The 21,648-nt window shown below is 46.8% G+C and carries 23 protein-coding genes and 1 riboswitch; of the genes, 17 read left to right on the forward strand and 6 right to left on the reverse strand.

The window, feature by feature from the left end; translation table 11 throughout:
* Nucleotide 1: 1 nt before the first annotated feature.
* From larB to larE, 5 genes are read left to right on the forward strand one after another with little or no spacing between them, the layout of a single operon-like run.
* Nucleotides 2-742, forward strand: a complete 741-nt coding sequence (gene larB, locus LP667_RS00430) for a nickel pincer cofactor biosynthesis protein LarB (protein WP_003641712.1) — start codon at nt 2-4, stop codon at nt 740-742.
* 30 nt (nt 743-772) lie between these two features.
* Nucleotides 773-1,564, forward strand: a complete 792-nt coding sequence (larC, locus tag LP667_RS17205; protein WP_056988327.1) for a nickel pincer cofactor biosynthesis protein LarC — start codon at nt 773-775, stop codon at nt 1,562-1,564.
* 38 nt (nt 1,565-1,602) lie between these two features.
* Nucleotides 1,603-2,034, forward strand: coding sequence for a nickel pincer cofactor biosynthesis protein LarC2 (gene larC2, locus LP667_RS17210; protein WP_003641714.1), 432 nt, complete (start codon nt 1,603-1,605; stop codon nt 2,032-2,034).
* Between the two features lie 4 nt (nt 2,035-2,038).
* Nucleotides 2,039-2,755, forward strand: coding sequence for a D/L-lactic acid transporter LarD (larD, locus tag LP667_RS00445; RefSeq protein WP_003643656.1), 717 nt, complete (start codon nt 2,039-2,041; stop codon nt 2,753-2,755).
* 24 nt (nt 2,756-2,779) lie between these two features.
* Nucleotides 2,780-3,610 carry an ATP-dependent sacrificial sulfur transferase LarE gene (larE, locus tag LP667_RS00450; protein ID WP_021730411.1) on the forward strand — a complete coding sequence of 277 codons (831 nt, stop codon included), beginning with the start codon at nt 2,780-2,782 and terminating at the stop codon, nt 3,608-3,610.
* Between the two features lie 197 nt (nt 3,611-3,807).
* Here larE and LP667_RS00455 read toward each other — a convergent pair whose 3' ends face one another.
* Nucleotides 3,808-4,785, reverse strand: a complete 978-nt coding sequence (locus tag LP667_RS00455; RefSeq protein ID WP_021730412.1) for a zinc-binding dehydrogenase — start codon at nt 4,783-4,785, stop codon at nt 3,808-3,810.
* Nucleotides 4,786-4,956: 171 nt separating this feature from the next.
* Nucleotides 4,957-5,062: riboswitch (TPP riboswitch) on the forward strand.
* 78 nt (nt 5,063-5,140) lie between these two features.
* Here LP667_RS00455 and thiM point away from each other — a divergent pair.
* From thiM to LP667_RS00485, 6 genes are all read left to right on the forward strand, one after another.
* The gene (gene thiM, locus LP667_RS00460) at nt 5,141-5,932 is read left to right on the forward strand and encodes a hydroxyethylthiazole kinase (RefSeq protein ID WP_021730413.1); all 792 of its coding nucleotides are present in this window, start codon (nt 5,141-5,143) and stop codon (nt 5,930-5,932) included.
* Nucleotides 5,933-5,955: 23 nt separating this feature from the next.
* Nucleotides 5,956-6,780, forward strand: a complete 825-nt coding sequence (gene thiD, locus LP667_RS00465; protein WP_021730414.1) for a bifunctional hydroxymethylpyrimidine kinase/phosphomethylpyrimidine kinase — start codon at nt 5,956-5,958, stop codon at nt 6,778-6,780.
* Nucleotides 6,770-7,423, forward strand: a complete 654-nt coding sequence (gene thiE, locus LP667_RS00470; RefSeq protein WP_021730415.1) for a thiamine phosphate synthase — start codon at nt 6,770-6,772, stop codon at nt 7,421-7,423. The genes thiD and thiE overlap by 11 nt, the downstream gene beginning before the upstream one ends.
* On the forward strand, nt 7,423-8,622 hold the full coding sequence (gene cytX / locus LP667_RS00475; protein WP_021730416.1) for a putative hydroxymethylpyrimidine transporter CytX: 1,200 nt from the start codon (nt 7,423-7,425) through the stop codon (nt 8,620-8,622). The genes thiE and cytX overlap by 1 nt, the downstream gene beginning before the upstream one ends.
* Before the next feature lie 81 nt (nt 8,623-8,703).
* On the forward strand, nt 8,704-9,444 hold the full coding sequence (locus LP667_RS00480; protein WP_015825020.1) for a gamma-glutamyl-gamma-aminobutyrate hydrolase family protein: 741 nt from the start codon (nt 8,704-8,706) through the stop codon (nt 9,442-9,444).
* Between the two features lie 243 nt (nt 9,445-9,687).
* Nucleotides 9,688-11,280 (forward strand): HIRAN domain-containing protein, encoded by a 1,593-nt coding sequence (locus LP667_RS00485; protein WP_021730417.1) that lies wholly within the window; start codon nt 9,688-9,690, stop codon nt 11,278-11,280.
* A 41-nt stretch (nt 11,281-11,321) separates the two neighbouring features.
* On the opposite strand, the gene LP667_RS00490 is transcribed toward LP667_RS00485, so the two are convergent.
* Complete coding sequence (locus LP667_RS00490) at nt 11,322-11,792, reverse strand: NUDIX hydrolase (RefSeq protein WP_056988328.1); 471 nt, start codon at nt 11,790-11,792, stop codon at nt 11,322-11,324.
* 232 nt (nt 11,793-12,024) lie between these two features.
* Between LP667_RS00490 and LP667_RS00495 the strand changes: the two genes are divergently transcribed.
* The 3 genes from LP667_RS00495 (at nt 12,025) to LP667_RS00505 (ending at nt 15,022) form a co-directional block, all read left to right on the forward strand.
* A complete protein-coding gene (locus LP667_RS00495) occupies nt 12,025-13,389 on the forward strand; it encodes an amino acid permease (RefSeq protein ID WP_021730419.1) in 1,365 nt (454 codons plus the stop codon).
* 117 nt (nt 13,390-13,506) lie between these two features.
* On the forward strand, nt 13,507-14,214 hold the full coding sequence (locus tag LP667_RS00500) for a hypothetical protein (RefSeq protein ID WP_033609251.1): 708 nt from the start codon (nt 13,507-13,509) through the stop codon (nt 14,212-14,214).
* Between the two features lie 25 nt (nt 14,215-14,239).
* On the forward strand, nt 14,240-15,022 hold the full coding sequence (locus LP667_RS00505; protein WP_021730421.1) for an alpha/beta fold hydrolase: 783 nt from the start codon (nt 14,240-14,242) through the stop codon (nt 15,020-15,022).
* Between the two features lie 209 nt (nt 15,023-15,231).
* Here the strand turns inward: LP667_RS00505 and LP667_RS00510 are convergent, their stop codons facing one another.
* The gene (locus LP667_RS00510) at nt 15,232-17,970 is read right to left on the reverse strand and encodes a cation-transporting P-type ATPase (RefSeq protein WP_021730422.1); all 2,739 of its coding nucleotides are present in this window, start codon (nt 17,968-17,970) and stop codon (nt 15,232-15,234) included.
* A 283-nt stretch (nt 17,971-18,253) separates the two neighbouring features.
* On the opposite strand from LP667_RS00510, the gene LP667_RS00515 reads away from it, so the two are divergent.
* Nucleotides 18,254-19,012, forward strand: coding sequence for a nucleoside phosphorylase (locus tag LP667_RS00515; RefSeq protein WP_021730423.1), 759 nt, complete (start codon nt 18,254-18,256; stop codon nt 19,010-19,012).
* Nucleotides 19,013-19,056: 44 nt separating this feature from the next.
* Here the strand turns inward: LP667_RS00515 and LP667_RS00520 are convergent, their stop codons facing one another.
* Nucleotides 19,057-19,251, reverse strand: a complete 195-nt coding sequence (locus tag LP667_RS00520; RefSeq protein WP_021730424.1) for a PspC domain-containing protein — start codon at nt 19,249-19,251, stop codon at nt 19,057-19,059.
* A gap of 66 nt (nt 19,252-19,317) precedes the next feature.
* Nucleotides 19,318-19,920, reverse strand: a complete 603-nt coding sequence (locus LP667_RS00525) for an NADPH-dependent FMN reductase (protein ID WP_033610900.1) — start codon at nt 19,918-19,920, stop codon at nt 19,318-19,320.
* A 112-nt stretch (nt 19,921-20,032) separates the two neighbouring features.
* On the opposite strand from LP667_RS00525, the gene LP667_RS00530 reads away from it, so the two are divergent.
* Both LP667_RS00530 and LP667_RS00535 read left to right on the forward strand, forming a co-directional pair.
* Entirely contained in the window at nt 20,033-20,506 is a 474-nt protein-coding gene (locus LP667_RS00530) for a MarR family winged helix-turn-helix transcriptional regulator (protein ID WP_021730427.1), read from the forward strand.
* A gap of 145 nt (nt 20,507-20,651) precedes the next feature.
* The gene (locus LP667_RS00535) at nt 20,652-21,074 is read left to right on the forward strand and encodes an Hsp20/alpha crystallin family protein (protein ID WP_021730428.1); all 423 of its coding nucleotides are present in this window, start codon (nt 20,652-20,654) and stop codon (nt 21,072-21,074) included.
* 37 nt (nt 21,075-21,111) lie between these two features.
* On the opposite strand, the gene LP667_RS16875 is transcribed toward LP667_RS00535, so the two are convergent.
* Nucleotides 21,112-21,582, reverse strand: a complete 471-nt coding sequence (locus LP667_RS16875; protein ID WP_021730429.1) for a LytTR family DNA-binding domain-containing protein — start codon at nt 21,580-21,582, stop codon at nt 21,112-21,114.
* Nucleotides 21,583-21,648: the final 66 nt, after the last annotated feature.

The following is a 21,648-nucleotide window of genomic DNA, read 5'->3' on the forward strand; positions in this document are numbered from 1 at the left end:
TATGGCAACCACAGCAGAAATATTGCAACAAGTGGCGGCAGGGCAATTAAGTCCGACGGCGGCTGCCCAACAGTTAGAAGCGGGCAAAACCGCGGCATTAGGTTTTGCCAATGTCGATTTAGATCGTCAACGCCGCAATGGCTTTCCTGAGGTCATCTACGGTGCTGGTAAGACGGCAACCCAAATTGTGGGTATCGTGCAAGCTTTGTCCCAACAGACGTTGCCGATTTTAACGACCCGGTTATCCGCGGAAAAATTCGCGGCACTCCAACCAGCGTTACCAACGGCTGTCTATCATGCCACTGCGCAGTGTATGACGGTCGGAGAACAACCCGCACCGAAAACACCAGGGTACATTGCCGTGGTGACGGCGGGGACCTCCGATCAACCGGTTGCTGAAGAAGCAGCGGTAACCGCGGAAACTTTTGGCAATCGTGTTGAACGGGTCTATGACGTGGGTGTTGCGGGAATCCACCGACTGTTTGCCAAGTTGGATGTGATTCGTGGTGCCCGGGTGGTCATTGTGATTGCGGGCATGGAAGGTGCACTGGCCAGTGTCGTTGGTGGACTAGTTGATAAGCCCGTGATTGCAGTGCCGACCAGCGTTGGTTATGGCACTAGTTTTCAAGGTATGACCGCGCTATTGACCATGCTCAATAGCTGTGCGTCGGGGATTACCGTTGTCAACATTGATAATGGCTTTGGTGCTGCCTACTCAGCTAGTATGATCAATCAAATGTAAGATTCAGTTAACTGAACAAGGAGAAGATAAATGCAAACACTTTATTTAGACGCTTTTTCGGGGATTAGCGGTGATATGTTTCTAGGTGCATTACTCGACTTAGGACTTGATTTTGAGCAATTAAAAACCGAATTGGCTAAGTTGCACGTGCACGGTTATGAATTAACGCAGCAACGAGAAGCTCAGAGTAGCATCTATGGCACGAGCTTTGATGTTCAGGTTGCAGGTGGTAAGGACCATGGCTTTGTGGAACGTCACCATCATCAGCATGAAGCTGGGCATCATCATGATCATGAAGCGCGTCATTTAGCTGATATTGAGGCGTTAATTGACGGCAGTGACTTATCAGATACCGTGAAACACCACGCGAAAGCGATCTTTATGGAAATTGCGCAAGCGGAAGCAACGGTTCATCACATGCCACTAGCTGAAGTTCATTTCCATGAAGTGGGTGCGTTGGATTCGATTGTTGATATTGTGGGTTGCTGTATTGGGTTGGAATTGATGCAGATTGATACCATCATGGCTTCACCGTTAAGTGATGGCAGTGGCTTTATTAACGTTGCCCATGGTCAGATGCCAGTTCCCGTACCAGCCGTGATGCAGATGCGAGTTGGTAGTGCCATTCCGATTCAACAACGGTTGGATGTGCATACTGAATTGATTACCCCCACTGGGATGGGCTTGGTCAAGACGCTCGTACGTGAATTCGGACCGCTACCGGAAAATGCCGTGCCAACTAAAGTTGGTTATGGGTTTGGTAAACGGGACACGGGTGGTTTCAATGCACTGCGAGCCGTATTATTCGAAAAAAAAAACTAAGTCAGCAAATCGTTAACCGGACGACCGATGCTGTTTTAATGATTGAGGCTAATCTGGATGATCAGACGGGTGAAGGACTGGGGTACGTGATGAACCAGTTATTAACGGCGGGCGCATACGATGTGTTCTTCACGCCCATTCAGATGAAGAAAGATCGGCCGGCGACAAAGTTAACGGTTTTGGGAAACGTTAACGATAAGGACTTACTGACTAAGTTGATTTTACAAGAAACGACGACGATTGGTGTGCGTTACCAGACATGGCAACGTACTATTATGCAACGGCACTTCCTGACGGTCGCAACGCCGTACGGTGACGTTCAAGTTAAAGTGGCGACATATCAAGATATTGAGAAGAAGATGCCGGAATATGCGGATTGTGCCCAGCTGGCACAGCAATTTCATATTCCGTTTAGAACGGTCTACCAGGCAGCCTTAGTGGCGGTAGACCAATTAGATGAGGAGGCGTAATTTTTTGGTACATCAGTTGATTGCTGAATTTATGGGCACGGCCCTAATGATTATTTTTGGGGTGGGTGTTCATTGTAGTTCCGTATTAAAGGGAACCAAGTATCGCGGTTCCGGTCATATTTTTGCCATTACGACTTGGGGTTTTGGGATTAGCGTTGCCTTATTCATTTTTGGCAATGTTTGCATTAACCCGGCCATGGTTTTGGCGCAGTGCCTATTAGGAAATATCGCATGGTCTTTATTTATTCCGTATTCCGTTGCGGAAGTGCTTGGTGGGGTCGTGGGCTCAGTGATTGTTTGGATCATGTATGCTGATCATTTTAAAGCCTCAACAGATGAGATTTCACCCATTACAATTCGGAACTTATTCTGTACGGCACCAGCCGTTCGTAACTTACCGCGGAATTTCTTTGTGGAATTATTTGATACATTTATTTTTATTTCGGGTATTTTAGCGATTTCTGAGATTAAAACGCCGGGGATCGTGCCGATTGGTGTTGGCCTACTTGTATGGGCCATTGGGATGGGACTTGGGGGTCCCACTGGATTCGCAATGAACTTAGCTCGAGATATGGGGCCCCGAATTGCGCACGCCATTTTACCAATTGCCAATAAGGCCGATAGTGATTGGCAATACGGTATCATTGTGCCAGGAATTGCGCCCTTTGTCGGGGCGGCAATTGCCGCTTGGTTTATGCATGGCTTTTTTGGAATTAACTAAATTAAATAGAAGAAGGGTTTTATTATGGCAACATTAGCAACAAAAAAAGCAACGTTAGTAGCAGCATTAAAGGATTTACAACGGGTCACCGTGGCCTTTTCTGGTGGGATCGACAGTACCTTAGTTTTGAAGATGGCGCTTGACGTCTTAGGTCGTGACAATGTGACCGCCGTGGTTGCGAATTCCGAATTATTTACGGATGAAGAATTCGATAAAGCGATGAGTTTAGCTGAAGAGTTAGGTGCTAACGTTCAAGGAACTACGCTAGACTACTTGAGTGATGACCATATCAAGAACAACACCCCTGACAGCTGGTACTATGCCAAGAAGATGTTCTACAGCCGGTTGAATGACATTGCGGCTAATAATGGTAGTGCCGCTGTCTTAGACGGTATGATCAAGAATGATGAAAATGATTATCGTCCTGGTTTGAAGGCCCGTAGTGAAGCGGGGGCCCGGAGCTTGTTACAAGAAGCTGATTTCTTCAAGACTGACGTTCGGGCCTTGGCACAAGAGCTCGGTTTGACGAACTGGAACAAGGTCGCATCATGTTCAGTATCATCACGATTCCCATACGGGACGACGTTGACGCATGACAATATTGCTCAAGTGATGGCCGCCGAAAAGTATTTGCGTCGTTTAGGTTTTCCAACGGTCCGGGTTCGTTTCCACGACGATATTGCGCGGATCGAATTACCAGAAGCACGGATCGGTGATTTCTTAGTCTTCAACGACCGCGTTAACCGTCAATTACAATCACTTGGATTCCGCTACGTTACCCTTGATTTAGGTGGCTTCCGTAGTGGTCGGATGAATGATACGTTGACGAAGGAACAATTGGCCACTTTCGCTTAGACTTACTAGAATTTACGATATTGGTGTCATGATTAATCAAAGATGGACGTCCGAGCGGCGGCGATTTTGACTCGCCCGTCCATCCGTTGATAACCGTAGCCCCAGCTGATACACACGTTACGGTTATCGTAAAACACCCCAAAAAACGCAGTCCAAGGCCGCCCTTGAACTGCGTTTTTCGTGTCTTCGGTTTTAGATCAACAGGCGTCAAAGGTCACGACGAGCTTACCAACGACTTGATCAGCTTGCAATTGTTGTAGGCCAGTCACAAGTTGATCACGGTGCAAGACCTGAGTAATTAGTGGGTCGACCTTGCCAGCTTGGACCAAAGCTAATAAGGCGGCGGTCATTTGCCCCAAATCGGCAACTTGCGCTGGGTTACCGCTACGGTGGGCGCCACCGAGGTCCAATTTACTGATAGTTACAACTTGATTACTTGGAAAGTGTTCCGGAGTTGCTAATACACAGACAAGCTGGCCATTGTAAGCTAAGCGCGGTAAGTCCGCATCAGCATGACCAATGGTATTAATGATCAGATCAACACCGTGCTGCTGCGTTAGGGCTTGAATGCGTGTGGTCACATCTTCATGATGGTAATCGATTTGGACATCGGGATGCAGCGGCGCCACGAAGGCTTGTTTGTGTTGTGAAACAGTTGTAAAGACCGTTTTACCAGCAGCTTTGGCGAGCTGGATGGCCATACTACCGACACCACCAGCACCCGCATGGATCAAAACTGTTTGCGCAGCAGTCAGGTTCGCTTTGCGTAAGAGGGCTTGATAAGCGGTCAATCCGGCGCACAAGCTAGCGGCGGCCGTTTCAAAACTTACAGTCGTTGGAATTTTAGCTAACGCGGCCGCTGGCAAACTCACGTATTCGGCAAACGTCCCATTATTGGCGAGATTAGCGTGCCCACAAACTCGTTCGCCAGGCCGAAAATTAGTGACTTCAGCGCCAACGGCTTCCACGATTCCGGCAGTGTCTAGCCCCAGCGTATGAGGAAATTGCCAGGCGGCGTTTCCACCCGTGACTAATTTAAAATCAACGGGGTTAAGCCCAACTGCTTGAGTCTTGATTAATACGTCGTCTAGCTCGAGGTCGGGCATGGGGCGTTCTTGCCATTGTAACTGTTCCATAGTTTGAGCGGATGGATCTGGCACAACCAGTGCTTGCATCTTCAATCACTCTTTTCTTAAAGACATATTTGCTTTTAATTATAACCGGTTAAGGCGCCAAAATTAAAATTTAATGCCTAATTGTTCAAAGGAAAATAGCGTTGATTCACTTAACAGAAAGGTTGACGTTAGCGGTTACAATCGTTAGACTGAGGTTAGCAATTGAATATTTTTAAACACTAGGGGTGTCCAAAAATGGGCTGAGATGGTGCTGTAAGTACCGATCCCTTTGAACCTGTAAGCTCAAACTTGCGTAGGAAAGTGTCACAGCTAATGTTAGCGGCCACTGGATCAATGCATGTTGATTGGTGGCCGTTTTTAATTGGTGTGACGGTCAATGAGGAGGAGAATTGCTATGGAATTACAATTATTGAATACTTTACGGGATCACAATCCGATTGTTTTTAACATTGCCAATTTTGTTACGGTTCAAGACGTTGCCAATGGGCTAAACGCGTTAGGGGCCTCGCCAATTATGTCAGCTGAAGTCCAAGAAGCGGAGACGATGGTCCAAATTGCCGGGGCTGTTTGCATTAATTTAGGAACACTGACCACCACCCAGATTGATCAAATACGAGTGGTTGGTAAGCTGGCTAATCAGTATCATAAGCCGGTCGTTCTTGATCCAGTGGCCGTTGGGGCGGTCCCTTACCGAAAAAAAGTCGCGCTAGAGTTACTAGCTGATTTTCAAGTCGATGTTATTCGGGGCAATGCTGGTGAAATTGCGGCATTGGCTGGCATGGATTGGCAAGCGAAGGGCATTGATGCGGGGAGCGGTCAGGGCGATCTGGTTGAAATTGCTCAAGCTTGTGCACAGCAATTCCAATGCTGTGTCATATTGTCGGGACCTACTGATGTTATTACGGATGGTCAGCGCGTGGTTAAAGTCGCTAATGGCACCCCGCTCTTCCAACGTCATGTGGGCTCGGGCGATTTACTTTCTAGTATCGTCGCGGCTTTTGCAGCCGTTAGTCCAACCGATGTTTACCAGGCGGCGCAAGTGGCTTGCTTAGTCTTAGCGGGAGCGGGGGAACTTGTCGCCAGTCAGCTGACGGCCGATCGTCCTGCCACATTTGCCATTGATTTGATTGACCGGCTGAGCTTAGTGACAGTGCCAGAAATTCAAACAATTGCTCAAATTAATTAAAATAATGAAGGGTCGCGAAGTTAATGAATGAATTTCCACAAGTGGCAACGATTGCTGGTACGGACAGTGGCGGCGGAGCCGGTGTCATGGCCGATTTAAAAACGATGCAGGCGCGTCACGTTTTTGGTACCGCGGTAGTCGTTGCCGTGACAGCTCAAAATACATTGGGGGTCCAAGATTTTATGGCAATGCCAACGAAGCTCATTGACGAACAATTTGCTTCGTTAGCAGCTGACTTAGACATTCGCGCTTGTAAAACGGGGATGCTTGCGGATGCTGAACACGTCCATGCCGTTGTTGAGAACTTGAAACGAGTTGATTTTGGGCCGCTGACAGTTGACCCAGTCATGATTGCGAAAGGCGGGGCGGCGTTATTAGCCGCGGATGCGATTAAAACGGTTCGCGACGAACTGATTCCGTTAGCGACCGTTGTGACACCGAATTTACCGGAAGCGGAACAATTGACCGGACAGTCTATCACTAGCAATCAAGCGATGGTTACAGCTGGACATGCGCTACAGGGGTTAGGTGCTGACAATGTCATTATTAAAGGTGGGCATGGTGATAATCCTGATTTAGCTAATGACTTCGTACTGTTGGCTGACGGGACCGCCTTTTGGCTTTCGGCCCCACGGATTGATACGGTGCGGACCCACGGCACGGGAGATACCCTATCGGCATGTATTACCGCCGAATTAGCAAAAGGACGGTCAATGGCTGCGGCCATTAAAACGGCTAAGGCGTACGTTGCTGGGACGATTCAGGATGGTATTCAGGTCGGGCATGGTCATGGCCCGTTGAATCATTGGGCAACCCCAAGTGAGCAGGTGATCGTTCATGACGCTTAAATTTGAACCCACACAATTACGTGCTTATTTTGTGTGCGGGACACAAGACGTGCCGGGACAGGATCTGAATGTGGTCGTCCAAACGGCCTTGGATGCAGGCATCACGGCATTCCAATACCGAGATAAAGGCAATAGCCAGTTGACTACGACTGAGCGTTTTGCATTGGGGCAGCAGCTGCGGGAACGCTGTGCGCAAGCGCACGTTCCCTTTATCGTCGATGATGATGTCGAGCTGGCACTCGCACTGCAAGCAGATGGAGTCCACGTTGGTCAAAAGGACGACCGGGTGACACAAGTTATTCAACGGGTCGCTAATCAAATGTTTGTCGGTTTATCTTGTTCAACCTTAGCTGAAGTGCAGATTGCTAACCAATTAGAAGGCATTGCCTATCTTGGTAGTGGTCCCATCTTTCCAACGACATCTAAGGTCGATGCGGATCCAGTCGTCGGGTTAGCCGGATTACAACAATTGGTTGTTGCTGCCAAGTATCCCGTTGTCGCCATTGGCGGAATTACTGTCGCGCAACTGCCAGCTATTGCGGCTACTGGTGCGGCTGGCGCTGCGGTGATCTCAATGTTAACGCGTAGTCCCGATATGGCTGCCACGGTCAAGGCGATGCTAACGGCTACGGAGGTGCACTGATGAAACATGGCGGGATTTTTCGGAGCCAATTTTTACTGTGGCTCGGTGCGGCTATCTCAATTGCCGAAATCTTAACAGGTACGCTGATGGCACCACTGGGGCTGACACGCGGATTGGCTGCGATTGTATTGGGGCACTTGATCGGCTGTGGTCTGTTCTTGGTTCCAGCCGGCTATTTGGGGGCTAAACTGCACCAGTCTGCGTTAGCGTCAGCCCAACTGGCTTTTGGTCGCGGCGGAGTGTTACTAGCGTCAGGGCTCAACGCCTTGCAACTCGTTGGCTGGACGGCGGTGATGATCGTCAATGCTCAGTTAGCCATGAATAGTATTAGTGGAAAGCTATTTGGCTTTCGAAGTCCGCTACTAATGGCAACGATCGTGGCGATTTTGATTATTGCGTGGTTGCTTATGGGCAGTCAGTTACTGTTCAAAATCAACAATGCCGTTGTAGGCTTGTTGGTGCTCGGGACGGTGTTAATGCTCGTAATGGTATTTATGGCACCGACAACTAGTCAGTCGATATCAACGGCTAGTATGACGTTTGGGCAAGCAGTTGAATTGAACGTTACGATGGCACTCTCATGGTTGCCACTAATTGGTGATTATACCCAGCGTGTTGATCGTCCTTTACCGGTCGCACTAGTCAGCGCGGGTGGCTATATGCTAGGCAGCTTAGTGATGTTTGTGACGGGACTACTAGTTGTGTTACGGACAGGTCAGACTGATATCACGGCATTGCTGACACGGTCCGGTTTAGGATTGGTTGCATTGCTGATTATCGTTTTTTCAACGGTGACGACGACATTTTTAGATACTTATTCGGCCGCCACGAGTTTGGCTAATCTGACCGGTAGTCGCCATGTTAATCGATTAGCCGTTGGTGTGACGGTAGTTGGGCTATTGATTGCGCTGACGGTTGCCATGACTTATTATCAGAACTTCCTGTATTTGATTGGTTCGGTCTTCACGCCGCTATATGCTATTATTTTCGTCACGTACTTTGTGCGGCACGCCACGTTACCATACTGGTTGAACTTTTGCTGGTGGGTTGTGGGAATTGTCGCCTATTATCAGTTACAAACCATTGATTTCATTGGTGGCACGACGCTATTAGTATTGGTTGGGCTGAGCATCGCCGTCTGGTTGACGGGAATTATCGTCAAACCAACTGCACTCAGATATCGCGAGCTTAGTCATTGACAATTAGATGTAAAAAGTAAATGATAATCCCATTGGTAATGCGCATGTTACCGTGGGATTTTTTTGAGAGAGGGCGACAGAATGGTTAAACCGATAATTGGAATCGCACCAGGCGTTGTGACAGTGAACAGCCAGATGTTCCCAGGGCGGGTCCGTGATTATGTGAATCGTGATTATTTGAAATCAGTAACGGATAATGGCGGTGTGCCATTGGTATTACCGGTAACGACCGACGCAACGACGATTGAACGATACGTTGGAATGATCGATGGTCTATTACTTTGTGGTGGTGCAGATGTGGCCTCATTGACGTATGGGGAGGAACCCCAGCCTAAATTGGGTGGGGTAAATCCGGAACGGGATCAGTATGAAATTGCGCTGATTCGTGCCACCCACGCCGTTGGTAAACCGGTGTTCGGTATCTGTCGGGGCTTACAAATCTTAAACGTGTGTTATGGTGGCAATCTTTATCAGGATATGAGTGAATTACCAGCTGGTCAGGGTACCTTAAAACATATGCAAGGACAATTGGCCGCTTACGGCATGCATCACGTGAAGGTCGTACCAGGTACGACCTTAGCTGAATATTTAGGCACCACTAGTGACGCAATCGCAGTCAATTCATTTCATCATCAGGCCGTGAAACAGGTGGCAACGGGCTTTCAAGTGGTGGCCCAAAGTGCGGATCAGGTTGTTGAAGCAATTGAGGCGACAGCTGGTGGTCTACAGTTGGGGGTTCAGTGGCATCCAGAAATGATGCAACAGGTAAACTCCGTGCAGGCGCGGTTGTTTGCGGCGTTTGTGCGAGCTTGTGTGGCGTAGATAGCATTGACTAGCAAATTGATAAAATAGGGCGTGGTTATTCTGAATTGTAGGATAACCACGTTTTTAATGTGCAACCGCAAAACCAATGAATGTTTCACGTGAAACATCTGAAATGGTGATGGCAACTAGATAACTAATTCAAGATATTGTAAGCTGACGTGTAAAACAATTCGTAAAGCTGTTAATACTGTCAGCGCTTTCGTATAATGGAATAAAGTTATTGCTAAGGGGGTGACCGCTATGGAACGAATTGAAGCTGGCATGAGCGTAATGACGTTGAAGAAGCAGACCTATCGGGTTATCGCTGTGATTAATCAGGGGCAAGAACTGTTAGTTCGCGCCCACGAGCCAGAAACAGCTGACATTGAAATAATTCCAGCGACTACAGTTGTTCAAGTAACTGAACAAAATTCAACAGACGATGCAGCCGTCGCATTGGATACAGTCACGGTCGTTGGCGAACGGTATGTCGATGATATTGTGGCAACGTTAACGACGCTCAGAGTGGGTATGGCGGTGTTGCTCCAGCGAGAAAGTGGCAATCAATACGATGATAATGCCATCTCAGTGTGGACGTTGCAACATGCTAAGTTAGGCTACATTGCCCGGTATCAGAACCAGCCGTACGCGGCACTGATAGATCAGGGGCAACGATTGTATGGCGTTGTGACGGTATTGGATCAGCAAAAACAGCATCTTGAATTGATGCTATGGCGGACTACTGCAGTCCCAAGTCCGATTGAGGCCTTGCAAATCCGCCAACGATTGGCTAAGCCGAGGACAAATTTAGGGGCAGTGCCAACGCATTCGTTACAGACACCGTTAGGAACAATTGTCATGATGTGTAATGGTCACCCGATTAAGTATCAGCAGGTTCCGTTATCGCCATGGTTGACGCCCGCTGATGAATTACACGTTACCAAACGTTATCTATTAACGCCCGATTGGTCACAAGTACCGCCGGACAGCCTCATTACTTGTCAAGTGACGGCGAAGGCCGACGTGGTTCAGCGGTGGCAAAATGAACACATTTCAGCAGCGGTCTTAACGAACGCCAGTAGCTTTTATGTGGTCGGTATCAGTGCTCAAACCAAGACGGGATTGAATGATAACTTGGTCGCTGATGCTGCGCAACCCACGGTTATTTACCGGGTTGGCCAGGTTAGTGCTCATATGCAGGCCGGCTTTATGGTCAGCTGGGCGCCGTTTGGTGATCCGCGCGTGCAACCAGCACTGAAATTAGCATTGCACTTCTCCTCGCAACCGCTAGTTCCTTACCATCCAGTAACACCTAGTCGCACCAACGCGACGTTTACGCAGCAAGAGTTGGCAGCCTTGTTAGTCTCCGCATTACCAAATTATCAGGGTGGTCAACGCTTAGAACCAAGCGTGACAGCGATAACGGTAGAAAAATTGCGTCAGACGTTAGGTGATCAGACGTATCATGCGCTGGCGAATTATCAGCGTCATGTTCAGCTAGTTGCGGGTAGTACGGAAGGTGTCAACGAGACCTTGTTACAGGCGTTGATTCATGCAGTCACGTATCATGAGTTGACGACCATGCACTATTACCAGCCGACTGTAGGGATGGTCGACCAGGTTATTTATCCGATTCAATTATTTAGCACCACGACTAAGGATGAGGATGATGCACAATTAGTGGGCTGCTTAGCGCTTTACAATTACGAAACGTTTGAAATCCAACAGGTGCCGCTGACGGCAATTGCTCGTATCGCGATTATTGCCGATCCGGAGCATCCCCAGACAACACCGGAGACGGAAAGTCCGGATTGGTTACGCATATTCTTACATGGGTGGAATGACGATTTTTGAACGAATAGTCAAAATTAATTTGCGTACGATTTTTGGTTAGGTTATTTGGTTGCCGAATGGGTCTGTAAATATTCCTGGGCGGCGTGAATCATATCTGCATTTTGTTGATTTAACAATGGCGGCAAGTTGTCGAAGTCAAAGTAGTCGAGTTTGAGTGTTTCGTCGGTGGCTTGGGTTAGAACATGGCCGCCAATGGGGTTTACAAGAAAGAGCGCACTGATTGTTTGGGCCACATCGCCGTTGGGATAAGCTGTCTCGCCTTTGTCAAAGATGGCAATCCGATCAACAACTTCGACATCAATGCCACTATCTTCCTTATACTCTCGTACGCAGGCCGTGGCATATGTTTCACCATATTCCAGATAGCCACCAGGTAAGCTCCAGTTGTGCGTATCGGTACGAAGATTCAGTAAGACTTGTTGCTGATCGTTGACTAAAATACCAGCGGCCGTATTCAAAATGATTGGTTTGTGACCAACCAAAGCCCGAATTTCTTTAATGTAATTTGCCATGACGAAACCTCGTTTCTAGTTTAATTACCCTTATTATACCGATAATTTCAGTCAAGTGTTGTTAGTTGATAAATTTATACCGAGTTAGCTTGAACCGCATTACAGCAAGTGTGTACTGACTATATGTCACTAAATGTGTTTGCGTCGATGCACTTTTTTAGCTAAGATAAAGGCTATATACTGTCAGCCGTGATAGTGTGAGTTCTTTGATTTTATGAAAAGAGAGTAATTTATGCAGAGAAAATTAAGTACGGGCCAGATGCAAATGATTGCACTGGGCGGCACGATCGGAGTGGGTCTGTTTATGGGATCCAGCTCAACGATCAAGTGGACCGGGCCGTCAGTGCTAATTGCGTACATCGTATCAGGGGCCTTTCTATACCTGATTATGCGGGCACTAGGTGAGATGTTGTATGTCGATCCGAATACCGGTTCGTTTGCCAAGTTTGCTTCTGAATATATTCACCCCGTTTTTGGATACTTGACGGCCTGGAGCAACATTTTTCAGTTCGTCGTCGTTGGGATGAGTGAAATGATTGCACTAGGCGGTTACTGCCGGTATTGGTGGCCGAACTTACCAGATTGGATTCCGGGTCTAATTGCCATTGTGTTCTTATGTGCGGCCAACCTGATCTCGGTTAAAATGTTTGGAACGCTGGAAACCTGGTTCTCACTTATTAAAGTGGTGACGATTATTCTGATGATTATTGCCGGTTTAGGTCTGATTATTTTCGGATTTGGTAATGGTGGTCATCCAATTGGCATCAGTAATCTATGGACCCATGGTGGTTTCTTCACTGGTGGGGTGAAGGGCTTTGTCTTCGCGCTAGCAATCGTGTTGGCGTCGTATCAAGGGATTGAACTGATCGGGGTCACAGCTGGTGAAGCTGAAAATCCACAAAGCACGATCGTTAAAGCGATTCGTTCAACGGTTGCCCGGATTTTAATCTTTTACGTCGGCGCCATCTTCGTAATTGTCAGCATTTACCCCTGGGATAAGTTAAGCCAGATCGGTTCACCATTTGTACAGACGTTTGCCAAGATTGGGATAACCGCCGCGGCTTCGATTATCAACTTCGTGGTTATTACGGCCTCCTTATCGGGAACAAATTCTGGAATTTATAGTGCGAGCCGAATGACTTACACGTTGGCGGAAAGTCATCAGTTACCAAAGAAGATGACGCTGTTAAACCGACACGGTGTTCCGTTTTATGCTGTGATTGCGATTGCGACCGGGATTCTAATTGGGGTCGTCTTGAACGTTGTGTTACCAATGTTTTTCAAGGACGCTGGTGAGATATTCGTGATGGTTTACAGTTCGAGTGTCTTGCCCGGTATGGTACCGTGGTTTGTTATTCTAGTGAGTCAAATTGCGTTTCGTAAGCAAAACGCAGCCAAGATGGCGAACCATCCTTTTAAAATGCCATTATCACCCTATTCAAATTATTTAACGTTGGCCTTCCTCGCGTTAACACTGGTCTTCATGTTTATTAATCCAGAAACGCGCTACTCAATTTTAGTCGGTGTTGTATTTCTGGTCATCATGACATTGATTTATTTCCATAAATACGCCGGTAACAAGGAAGAAACGTTGTAATCAAGAGTACTTGCCAGTAAATGGTGAGTGCTTTTATTTTGGGCTTTTATTGCGTTAAAATTAGGTATCAATATCAATATCAATATCAATATAATTATCAGGAAAAGTGGTGGCACGATGGTCAAGCAAGGACATTATGCAAAAGTCAGCAAACAGAAACGGTTACGACAATTAAAGCAACGACGTCAGGCCCAGGAGAAGCGGGCGATTATGCCAGAAATGGTTAGCGAATTTTTGCAAGTGCGTTACCACCTGACGCAAGCGGCAAAACAGCGGCCGGCGATGCGACAGATGATGCAACGTTTTATGGCACAGTGGTTAGCCGCCGGGCAAGCAGAATTGAGCGACAATGGTCAGACAACGTGGTCAGTAGTGGCATTGACGAAGCAAACGTTACAGACCTTTAATCGGCAGTTACCGTGGCAGGGGTATGCCTTAGTTGACCAGGAAATGGCGCGCTGGACGGCCTTTCTGAACAAGGAAGTGCCGGCTGTGCCGTTAAGTGAGCGGATTACGTTAACTGAGGCACTAACCCCAGCGACATGGCAGGCCTGCCTATCAGAGCAATTAGCTGTCAACGCTTTATTAGCATTAACGGGTGATTCACGACAATTGGGCCAAATAACGACTGAGCAAGTACGACAGCTACAAACCAGTATTCAAACAGCGACGGGGATTGATTGGGAAAAGGTTGCTCAGTTGCTTGATTCGACAGTAATTGCCCAGAATACACTTTCCGAAGCTGAGCTGGATGACAAAACGCGCCAATGGCTAGAAAAATTACAGAAGCTAACGCCACGAGATTTCAACAACCATGTTGAATGAATAGTCAAAAAAGGAGAATGATAAAATGCATTTTATCACGTCAGATCACGTTCAGTTAGATTATACGGATGAAGGCCAGGGGCAGCCAATCGTTATTTTGACGGGATTTGGTGGCGCTAAGGATATTTGGCGCGCTCAAATCCCGGTACTGATTCAGGCGGGCTACCGGGTCATTAATTTAGATGGGCGGTGCCAAGGTTTATCTGAGCACACGGCGAAAGGCTTACGTATGAGTCGTCGCGCGGTGGATGCGCATGAATTGATTGAAAAATTACAACTCGAACAACCAATTTTACTCGGTAATTCGATGGGGGCCGCGACTTGGTTTGCGTACGTGTCATTGTATGGTGATATGGGAATTAAGGCCCTGATCGACGTGGATCAGACGCCGAAGATGATCAATACACCCCACTGGCAATATGGGTTCAAGCAGGTTCAATGGCAGGATATTCCGGACTACTTTAGAATGCCGCTGGGACACTCGACATTCAAGCACATTGATGATGCGACGTATACGCGCGTCAAGGCAGTGGAAGCGCAGGCACCGTTCGATGCGAAATTAATGTTTCCGTTGTTGGTCAACCATGCGGTTCAGGATTGGCGGGATGTGATTCGCCAATTGACCGTACCGTTCTTGATCATTGCGGGTGCCAAGTCACCGTTCTTCAATCCCGACTTTGCGGCAGTGACTGCTCAAATGGCACTACGAGGACAGAGTGTGGTCATTCCGGAAGCTGGTCATATCGTGATGGCGGAACAGTCGGCAGCATTTAATAAGGCGTTGTTGGAATTTTTGGCGACGTTCTAAACGAAAAGCACTTTTAACACCTGTATTAAAGGTGATATTATGGTCTTGAATAGTAGTCCCATCAAACAGGTTTAGAATTGCATAATGTATTATGTAACATATTATGTTGTCTTGAATAGCAGCCCCATCAAAAACAGTTTCACGATACTAAAAAAATGGCTCACCAACTAAAACAGGTTGGTGAGCCATTTCAATTTGTTAACTAATTACTAATCAATCACGCCATCTTTGCCCATCCATCGGAACCGAATAAACTTTCCAATCTCGGTCACAATCAAGACGACGATCCCGCAAACAATCGGGATGCCCCAACCATACCAGAAGTTGATGCTAGTCGTATGGAAGACGGATTGCATGAATGGTAGGTAAATGATTCCCAATTGTAAGAGAATCAGAATACCAATGATGTAGAACGCCATCTTATTTTGGAAGAAGTACTTGGAAATGACAGGGTGGTCATTCCGCAAGTTGAAGAGGTAGAAAATCTTACCAAAGATGATGATGTTCAGTGACATGGTACTGCCGACGACGTTTGGTAGCCCAAGTGCAGTCAAGTAGTTGTAGGCGAAGATCCCCAATCCAGAAATTAAGAAGGAGACATAGCCGATTTCAAAGTAATCCAGTTTTGACAACAACCCAGACTTAACATTTCGGGGACCCCGGGCCATGATGCCGGCCTCGGGTGGCTCAAAGATGAACGCGAACTGAATGGTTAACGCGGACACCATGTTGATCCACAGTAATTGCGTCGGGTACAGTGGGAGCTCGTGGCCCATTAGAATGCTAATGATGACAACGAGACCTTCCGCGAAACTAGTTGGGAGTAAGAAGCGAATCGTCTTACGAATGTTATCGAAGACGTGGCGCCCTTCACGAACGGCGGCGACGATATCAGCAAAGTCATCGTCGGCCAGAACCATATCGGCGGATTCCTTAGCAACTTCGGTCCCCTTGATTCCCATGGCAACCCCAATATCGGCTTGCTTGAGGGCCGGGGCGTCGTTGACCCCATCACCAGTCATCGAAACGACGTGATTATTGGCCTGTTGGGCACGAACAATCCGTAATTTGTTATTCGGTGTTGCCCGCGCGAAGACATTATAATCATCGATGCGTGCTTGCAACTGCTGATCATCCATTGCGTCAATTTCAGGACCAGTAATCGCGTTGACGTTGGCGGCCAAGTTTAACTTGTTGGCAATTGCCATCGCCGTATCAGGGTGGTCCCCCGTGATCATTTTAACTTGCACGCCTGCTTGCCGTAATTCGGCGATCGCGGTCGCCGCTTCTTCACGAGGTGGGTCAATGATTCCAACTAAGCCGGCTAAATGCAGCCCACCAATGGCTTGTGCATCAATGGTGGTCACGTCATCGTCCACAACTTGGTAAGCTAACGCCACCACGCGTAAGCCATCAGCGGTTAAGTCGTCCATAGCGTTATCCCAGTATGCCGTTTGGTTAGCTTGGTCAGTTAAACGCAGGACGGTCGCGGGTGAGCCCTTGACCATCAGTAAGCGTTGACCATCTAAGTCGGCTAGGCGAGCAGAAAAACGGAAGGCGGAGTCGAATGGTAATGATTCGATTTCTTCAACCTCAGGATCATGACCAGTCATTTTACGATACAGCGTTGTCAAGGCACCATCAGTTGGTTCACCGGTCAGTTCCCAGCGATTGTTTTCAAAATGCAACTCAGCGTCGGTCGTTTGCCCGGCAATCTTCACGAGCCATTCCATCGCGCTATCTTGGTGCCAGTCGACCTGCTTACCGTTGAGCTTAAGATGACCATCGAAGTTAACACCACCGTTGTCATCATAGCCGACCCCGGTCACGTCAAACGTGTGCTCGGGTGTCACGACCTTAGTGACTGTCATTTCATTCTTGGTCAACGTCCCAGTCTTATCGGTGTTAACGATATCTACGGCACCTAAAGTTTCCACGGCGGGCAGTGACTTGACGATAACGTTTTTCTTTGTCATCTGTCGGGTCCCCATGGCTAAGACCACCGAAGTACTAGCCGGCAATCCTTCTGGCATCGAGCCAACCACCATCGTAATGACTGCGATTAGTAAAGTTGGCAAACTATAGGTGTCCATGACCATTCCTAACAGGAATAACAAGACAGCTGCTACCACAATGGCGATGGATAAGCCCACCCCTAATGAATTCAAGTTACGCATCAGCGGGGTAGTTGTTTGTTTAACGTCACTAACAGATTGCTGGATGTGGCCAATTTCGGTATCTTCGGCGGTAGCCGTGACAATTCCGAACGCTGAACCACTAGTAACTGCAGTTGATGCGTAGACCATGTTTTTGCGGTCAGCTAAAGCTAGGGCATCTTCTGACATGGGCTCTTCCTGTTTTTCAACGGGATTAGTTTCCCCAGTTAGAACGGATTCCTGCACGTTAAAGTTATCCGCAGAAATAAGACGCATATCTGCAGGCACGGCATCGCCAGCTTCCAAATTAACTAAATCACCAACGACTAGCTCACGAGCGTCAATTTCTAACTTTTTACCATCACGGATGACGAAGTTTTTAGAAATCAACATTTCTCGAATTCGTTCTAGCGCATTACCAGCTTGACGTTCTTGAACATAGCCAATAATCGCGTTAGCAATAATGACGAGCCCGATAACGATGGAATCAGAATAGTGGTGCATGAAGAACGTTAAGACCGCCGCTGCGGCCAAAATGTAGATAATACTATTATTAAACTGCTTGATGAATTGGACGAACCGGGATGTACGCTTAGTTTCCAGTTCGTTGCGACCGTCATGTTGTAAACGGTCGGCAGCTTCAGCAGTGCTCAATCCATTTTCAGGATCAGTCGCGTACTTAGTGGCTAAGGCTGATTCATCAAGCTGCCATAAGTTATCTGCATCGGGAGGGTTCTGGGTGTCGTTTTGCTCCTCGTTAGGATTCAACGACTGGTTGTTATCATTTATCATTCAATTCGCTCCTTGAAAATTAAATTATTACCGGTGAGGTTCTGTAAAATCACGACGTTTATTACGTGTTAAGTAGGCCAATTTCGCCACATCCTTTCTTAATTAGCGTTATTATAAATAATATTATATACGAACAATCCGGGTAATTACCATTAAAATATTTGACAAATTCATGACTAATTATTACGTTGGTTGCAATAATATATCAGATTTTTACTAGTTTGTCGCTGAAAAAGACTGGTTTTGCTCGGATTATCTTGAAAAGCGAATAGGGGGATTCAGGATGACTACTAAGTTAGCACTATTACAATATGATCCAGAGCCGGCAGCGGTGGTTGCACCAGACATGGATGGCCGCTTTACTGTTCCAGACAAACTACTCTACATATTTACTGGTGACGATTATTTTCAAAAATTTGTCACTCAGTATCACGGGTGCCGGTTAGGGCACTTCGATACGGTCACTAAAATCAGCTGGGTTTATCAAATCATTTACCATGGTCAAAAGTTAGCGGTAGCGCAAGCTCCCTTGGGTGCCCCGGCCGCAACGATGTACTTAGAAATGTTGATTGATTTTGGTGCTCAAACTGTTATTGCGGTTGGTAGTTGTGGTGCATTGACTGCATTACCGGAGTGTCAATTATTAGTGCCAACGGTGGCTTTACGGGATGAGGGCACCTCTTTTCACTATCTGCCAGCAGCTAATTGGGTGCCGCTTGATCCAAGAGCCATGCGAGCAATTGGGGTAACTTTGACTAAAGCCCAAGTCTCGTGGCAAATGGTCAAAACGTGGACGACGGATGCTTTCTTTCGTGAGACCGTGACTAAAGTCCAAGCCGTCCGCCAGCAAGGTTGCCAAGTTGTTGAAATGGAATGTTCGGCCCTAGCCGCTTGTACCGCGTTTCGGCAAGTTGCCTTTGGACAGTTATTATATACGGCGGACACCTTAGCACAATTAGATCACTATGATCCGCGAGATTGGGGTAAGGGGGGCGTCTTTACCGCTATTGAATTGGCAGCACAGAGTTTATTGAATTATTGAGCGGATAAAAAAGCGAGCAGTCTGGGACTGTTCGCTGATAGTAGTTAGTCTTCAGTAGGGTCCTTCATCAATAACCAGAGAACCAGGTAGGCAATAATGCCGGGAAACATTGGGGTGATGGCTAAAATGACAAACAGTAAACGTGTCACGTTAGTATTCCAATTAAAATGTTCGGCAATCCCACCGATCACTCCAGCAATCACTCGATTGTTTGCTGAACGATGAATATTGATTTTCATAAGTTAAATCCCCCTCGTATTAATCTAACTATAATGTAGCAGGTTTGGTTCGATAACGCTACTAATTTAATTGGTTGGAAACGGCGTAGTGGTAAGAACCGTGGTATAGTAGGTGATTTCAGTCAAAGCTTGGTGAAGTGCATGATCGTAGCGTTTGCTCAGGGGCGCGTTATCGATAAAATGACCGTTACTTTGTAGGGTTTGCGGTACGTTACCGATCGGTGTTGGCTTAGGTAATACGACCATTCCTAATCGTTGTAAAACTGGAACTAGTGCGGCTGCCCCAAATTGACCGCCCCGCATATTGTCAGAATATGAGATAATCTTAGCTGGTTTACGGGCGCCTTCGAATGCCAAAAAATCGAAGGCGTTTTTCAATCCAGCTGGCATCGCGTGATTGTATTCGGGTGTCAGGATAATGTAACCGTCCGCACTAGCCATATCGGTTAGCCATTGCTGCTGGTTAGCAGGTAGCTCGCGGTGCGGGTTCGCCATCGGTGGCTCGGGTTCATCGAAAAAGGGAAGCTGATAGTTGGCCAAATCTAAAAATTGGTAGTGAATCGTAGAATGAGTCGGTAATTGGTCAATGATTAATTTTAGATGGTTAAATAAAGCGCGGCCGTTAGCTTGTGACCGAGTACTCCCTAAGATGATTGCAATTTTAAACATAGTGGGACCTCCAGATGTTTTTATTGATTCTAATGAATACAAAATGATAGTATAGACTTAATAATATTAGTATGCAAGTATTTATTCATATGAATTAAAAGGAGCTATTTAAATGACAACACCATTAGTTAGTCAGTTGATGACGGAACTAAATCAATTTTTGACGCAGGATAGCGTTGATGATCAAGAAAAACGCTGGGCCATGCAACAAACGACTGATCCGCAATTACAAGCGGCATTAAAACAACTATCGACGACGGATATTAAAATTATGGCGTATCTGGGACAGCACGGGCCAAGTCGAGCTAAGTCGCTACCAGCACCAACGGGTCTTTCACAAGCAACGATTTCTCGTGGCTTGACCAAATTAGCTCGGTTAGAATTGGCCACTAAGTATCGTGATTTGACCAATAATAAAGAAATTCTCGTACGATTGACGGCGCTGGGTGAAGCGGGTGCCGAGCTGCATACTCAGTTGGATGCGGCGATTGCAGCCAAGGCACAAGCGATTGCTGATGACTACTCTGACGCGGAATTGACACGTTTTGTTAGCCTGATGCGCCGGATTCGCGAAATCAAAATTTAGCACTTGATGTTACCGAGTGCTAAATTGTTGCATTCCCACAAAATGGTGTTAGTATATATATCGAAGGTCAGGAAAGGTCAAACAAAGATTTGAATTACTGACCAGTATTAATAGCCAAGTGAAATTTTGAAAGGGGATTGTTAGTATGGCTAATACTTTAATGAATCGGAACGATTTCGGTATGTTGGATCCGTTCGAACGGATGGCACGCTCTTTCTGGGCACCATTAGAGAACATGGATCAAGTATTGAAGACCGACATTAACGAAACTGATGATCAGTATCAAGTGAAGGTTGATGTCCCTGGTATTGATAAGCAAGATGTGAAGTTGGATTATCGTGACAATGTGTTGTCTATCAAGGTTCAAAAAGATAGCTTTGTGGATCATGAAGATCAAGATCAAAACATTGTGATGAATGAGCGTCATACTGGCACCTTGCAACGGCAGTATATGTTACCAAACGTTGCGGCGGATAAAATTACGGCAACCCAAGCTGACGGTGTCTTAACGATTACGTTACCTAAGACCCAGCCGAGCGCGAATGACGGTCAAATTGAAATTCAATAATTAAAGCACCAGTAACAAGTAAGCGGCCCACCGATAATCAAATCGGTGGGCCGCTTTTTGACATCAACAATCGGTATGAACGATGACCGGTGGTTAGGTTGACTTGAAAGCTACCCCATTTGGTTAAGGTAAAATTTTTAACACAGACGATTCGCACAATTTCACTACTAGAAATACGTAGAAATTGGTGGGGTGGCAGTTGGTCCATTAAAGTGTGTAAGTGGCTATGAATAAGATAAGTACTAGTAGTTGTTTCACAATAAAGTCGTTTGTTGGCAGTGTAAAAACGTGACACCGATTGAAGTGGCAGCTTAATGAGTAAGCAATCTTGAAAAGTGTTAATGAATTGCTGATTGGTCAAGGCTTCAATATTTTGTTGCAGTTTTTTGATTGCCGAAGTTAACTGCGGGCCGTGAATAGTCACGAAGACCTGACGAATCGTTGCAGAGATGGCTAACTGGACTTGCATCGTTGATTTTCCCTTAAATGACGATTTTGATAAGCTCATTGTAGTGGAGACCACAGATTGACACTAGTGTTTATCGTTACTTGGTCAACTAAGCGGGCTAACTGG

Source organism: Lactiplantibacillus paraplantarum (assembly GCF_003641145.1).
GTDB classification, from domain to species: Bacteria; Bacillota; Bacilli; order Lactobacillales; family Lactobacillaceae; genus Lactiplantibacillus; species Lactiplantibacillus paraplantarum.

What these genes read in the sequence shown, in the direction of transcription:
- larB (WP_003641712.1), top strand. Translation starts at nt 2, where the DNA reads ATGGCAACCACAGCAGAAATATTGCAACAAGTGGCGGCAGGGCAATTA.
- larC (WP_056988327.1), top strand. Translation starts at nt 773, where the DNA reads ATGCAAACACTTTATTTAGACGCTTTTTCGGGGATTAGCGGTGATATG.
- larC2 (WP_003641714.1), top strand. Translation starts at nt 1,603, where the DNA reads ATGATTGAGGCTAATCTGGATGATCAGACGGGTGAAGGACTGGGGTAC.
- larE (WP_021730411.1), top strand. Translation starts at nt 2,780, where the DNA reads ATGGCAACATTAGCAACAAAAAAAGCAACGTTAGTAGCAGCATTAAAG.
- LP667_RS00455 (WP_021730412.1), bottom strand. Translation starts at nt 4,785, where the DNA reads ATGCAAGCACTGGTTGTGCCAGATCCATCCGCTCAAACTATGGAACAG.
- thiM (WP_021730413.1), top strand. Translation starts at nt 5,141, where the DNA reads ATGGAATTACAATTATTGAATACTTTACGGGATCACAATCCGATTGTT.
- thiD (WP_021730414.1), top strand. Translation starts at nt 5,956, where the DNA reads ATGAATGAATTTCCACAAGTGGCAACGATTGCTGGTACGGACAGTGGC.
- thiE (WP_021730415.1), top strand. Translation starts at nt 6,770, where the DNA reads ATGACGCTTAAATTTGAACCCACACAATTACGTGCTTATTTTGTGTGC.
- cytX (WP_021730416.1), top strand. Translation starts at nt 7,423, where the DNA reads ATGAAACATGGCGGGATTTTTCGGAGCCAATTTTTACTGTGGCTCGGT.
- LP667_RS00480 (WP_015825020.1), top strand. Translation starts at nt 8,704, where the DNA reads ATGGTTAAACCGATAATTGGAATCGCACCAGGCGTTGTGACAGTGAAC.
- LP667_RS00485 (WP_021730417.1), top strand. Translation starts at nt 9,688, where the DNA reads ATGGAACGAATTGAAGCTGGCATGAGCGTAATGACGTTGAAGAAGCAG.
- LP667_RS00490 (WP_056988328.1), bottom strand. Translation starts at nt 11,792, where the DNA reads ATGGCAAATTACATTAAAGAAATTCGGGCTTTGGTTGGTCACAAACCA.
- LP667_RS00495 (WP_021730419.1), top strand. Translation starts at nt 12,025, where the DNA reads ATGCAGAGAAAATTAAGTACGGGCCAGATGCAAATGATTGCACTGGGC.
- LP667_RS00500 (WP_033609251.1), top strand. Translation starts at nt 13,507, where the DNA reads ATGGTCAAGCAAGGACATTATGCAAAAGTCAGCAAACAGAAACGGTTA.
- LP667_RS00505 (WP_021730421.1), top strand. Translation starts at nt 14,240, where the DNA reads ATGCATTTTATCACGTCAGATCACGTTCAGTTAGATTATACGGATGAA.
- LP667_RS00510 (WP_021730422.1), bottom strand. Translation starts at nt 17,970, where the DNA reads ATGATAAATGATAACAACCAGTCGTTGAATCCTAACGAGGAGCAAAAC.
- LP667_RS00515 (WP_021730423.1), top strand. Translation starts at nt 18,254, where the DNA reads ATGACTACTAAGTTAGCACTATTACAATATGATCCAGAGCCGGCAGCG.
- LP667_RS00520 (WP_021730424.1), bottom strand. Translation starts at nt 19,251, where the DNA reads ATGAAAATCAATATTCATCGTTCAGCAAACAATCGAGTGATTGCTGGA.
- LP667_RS00525 (WP_033610900.1), bottom strand. Translation starts at nt 19,920, where the DNA reads ATGTTTAAAATTGCAATCATCTTAGGGAGTACTCGGTCACAAGCTAAC.
- LP667_RS00530 (WP_021730427.1), top strand. Translation starts at nt 20,033, where the DNA reads ATGACAACACCATTAGTTAGTCAGTTGATGACGGAACTAAATCAATTT.
- LP667_RS00535 (WP_021730428.1), top strand. Translation starts at nt 20,652, where the DNA reads ATGGCTAATACTTTAATGAATCGGAACGATTTCGGTATGTTGGATCCG.
- LP667_RS16875 (WP_021730429.1), bottom strand. Translation starts at nt 21,582, where the DNA reads ATGAGCTTATCAAAATCGTCATTTAAGGGAAAATCAACGATGCAAGTC.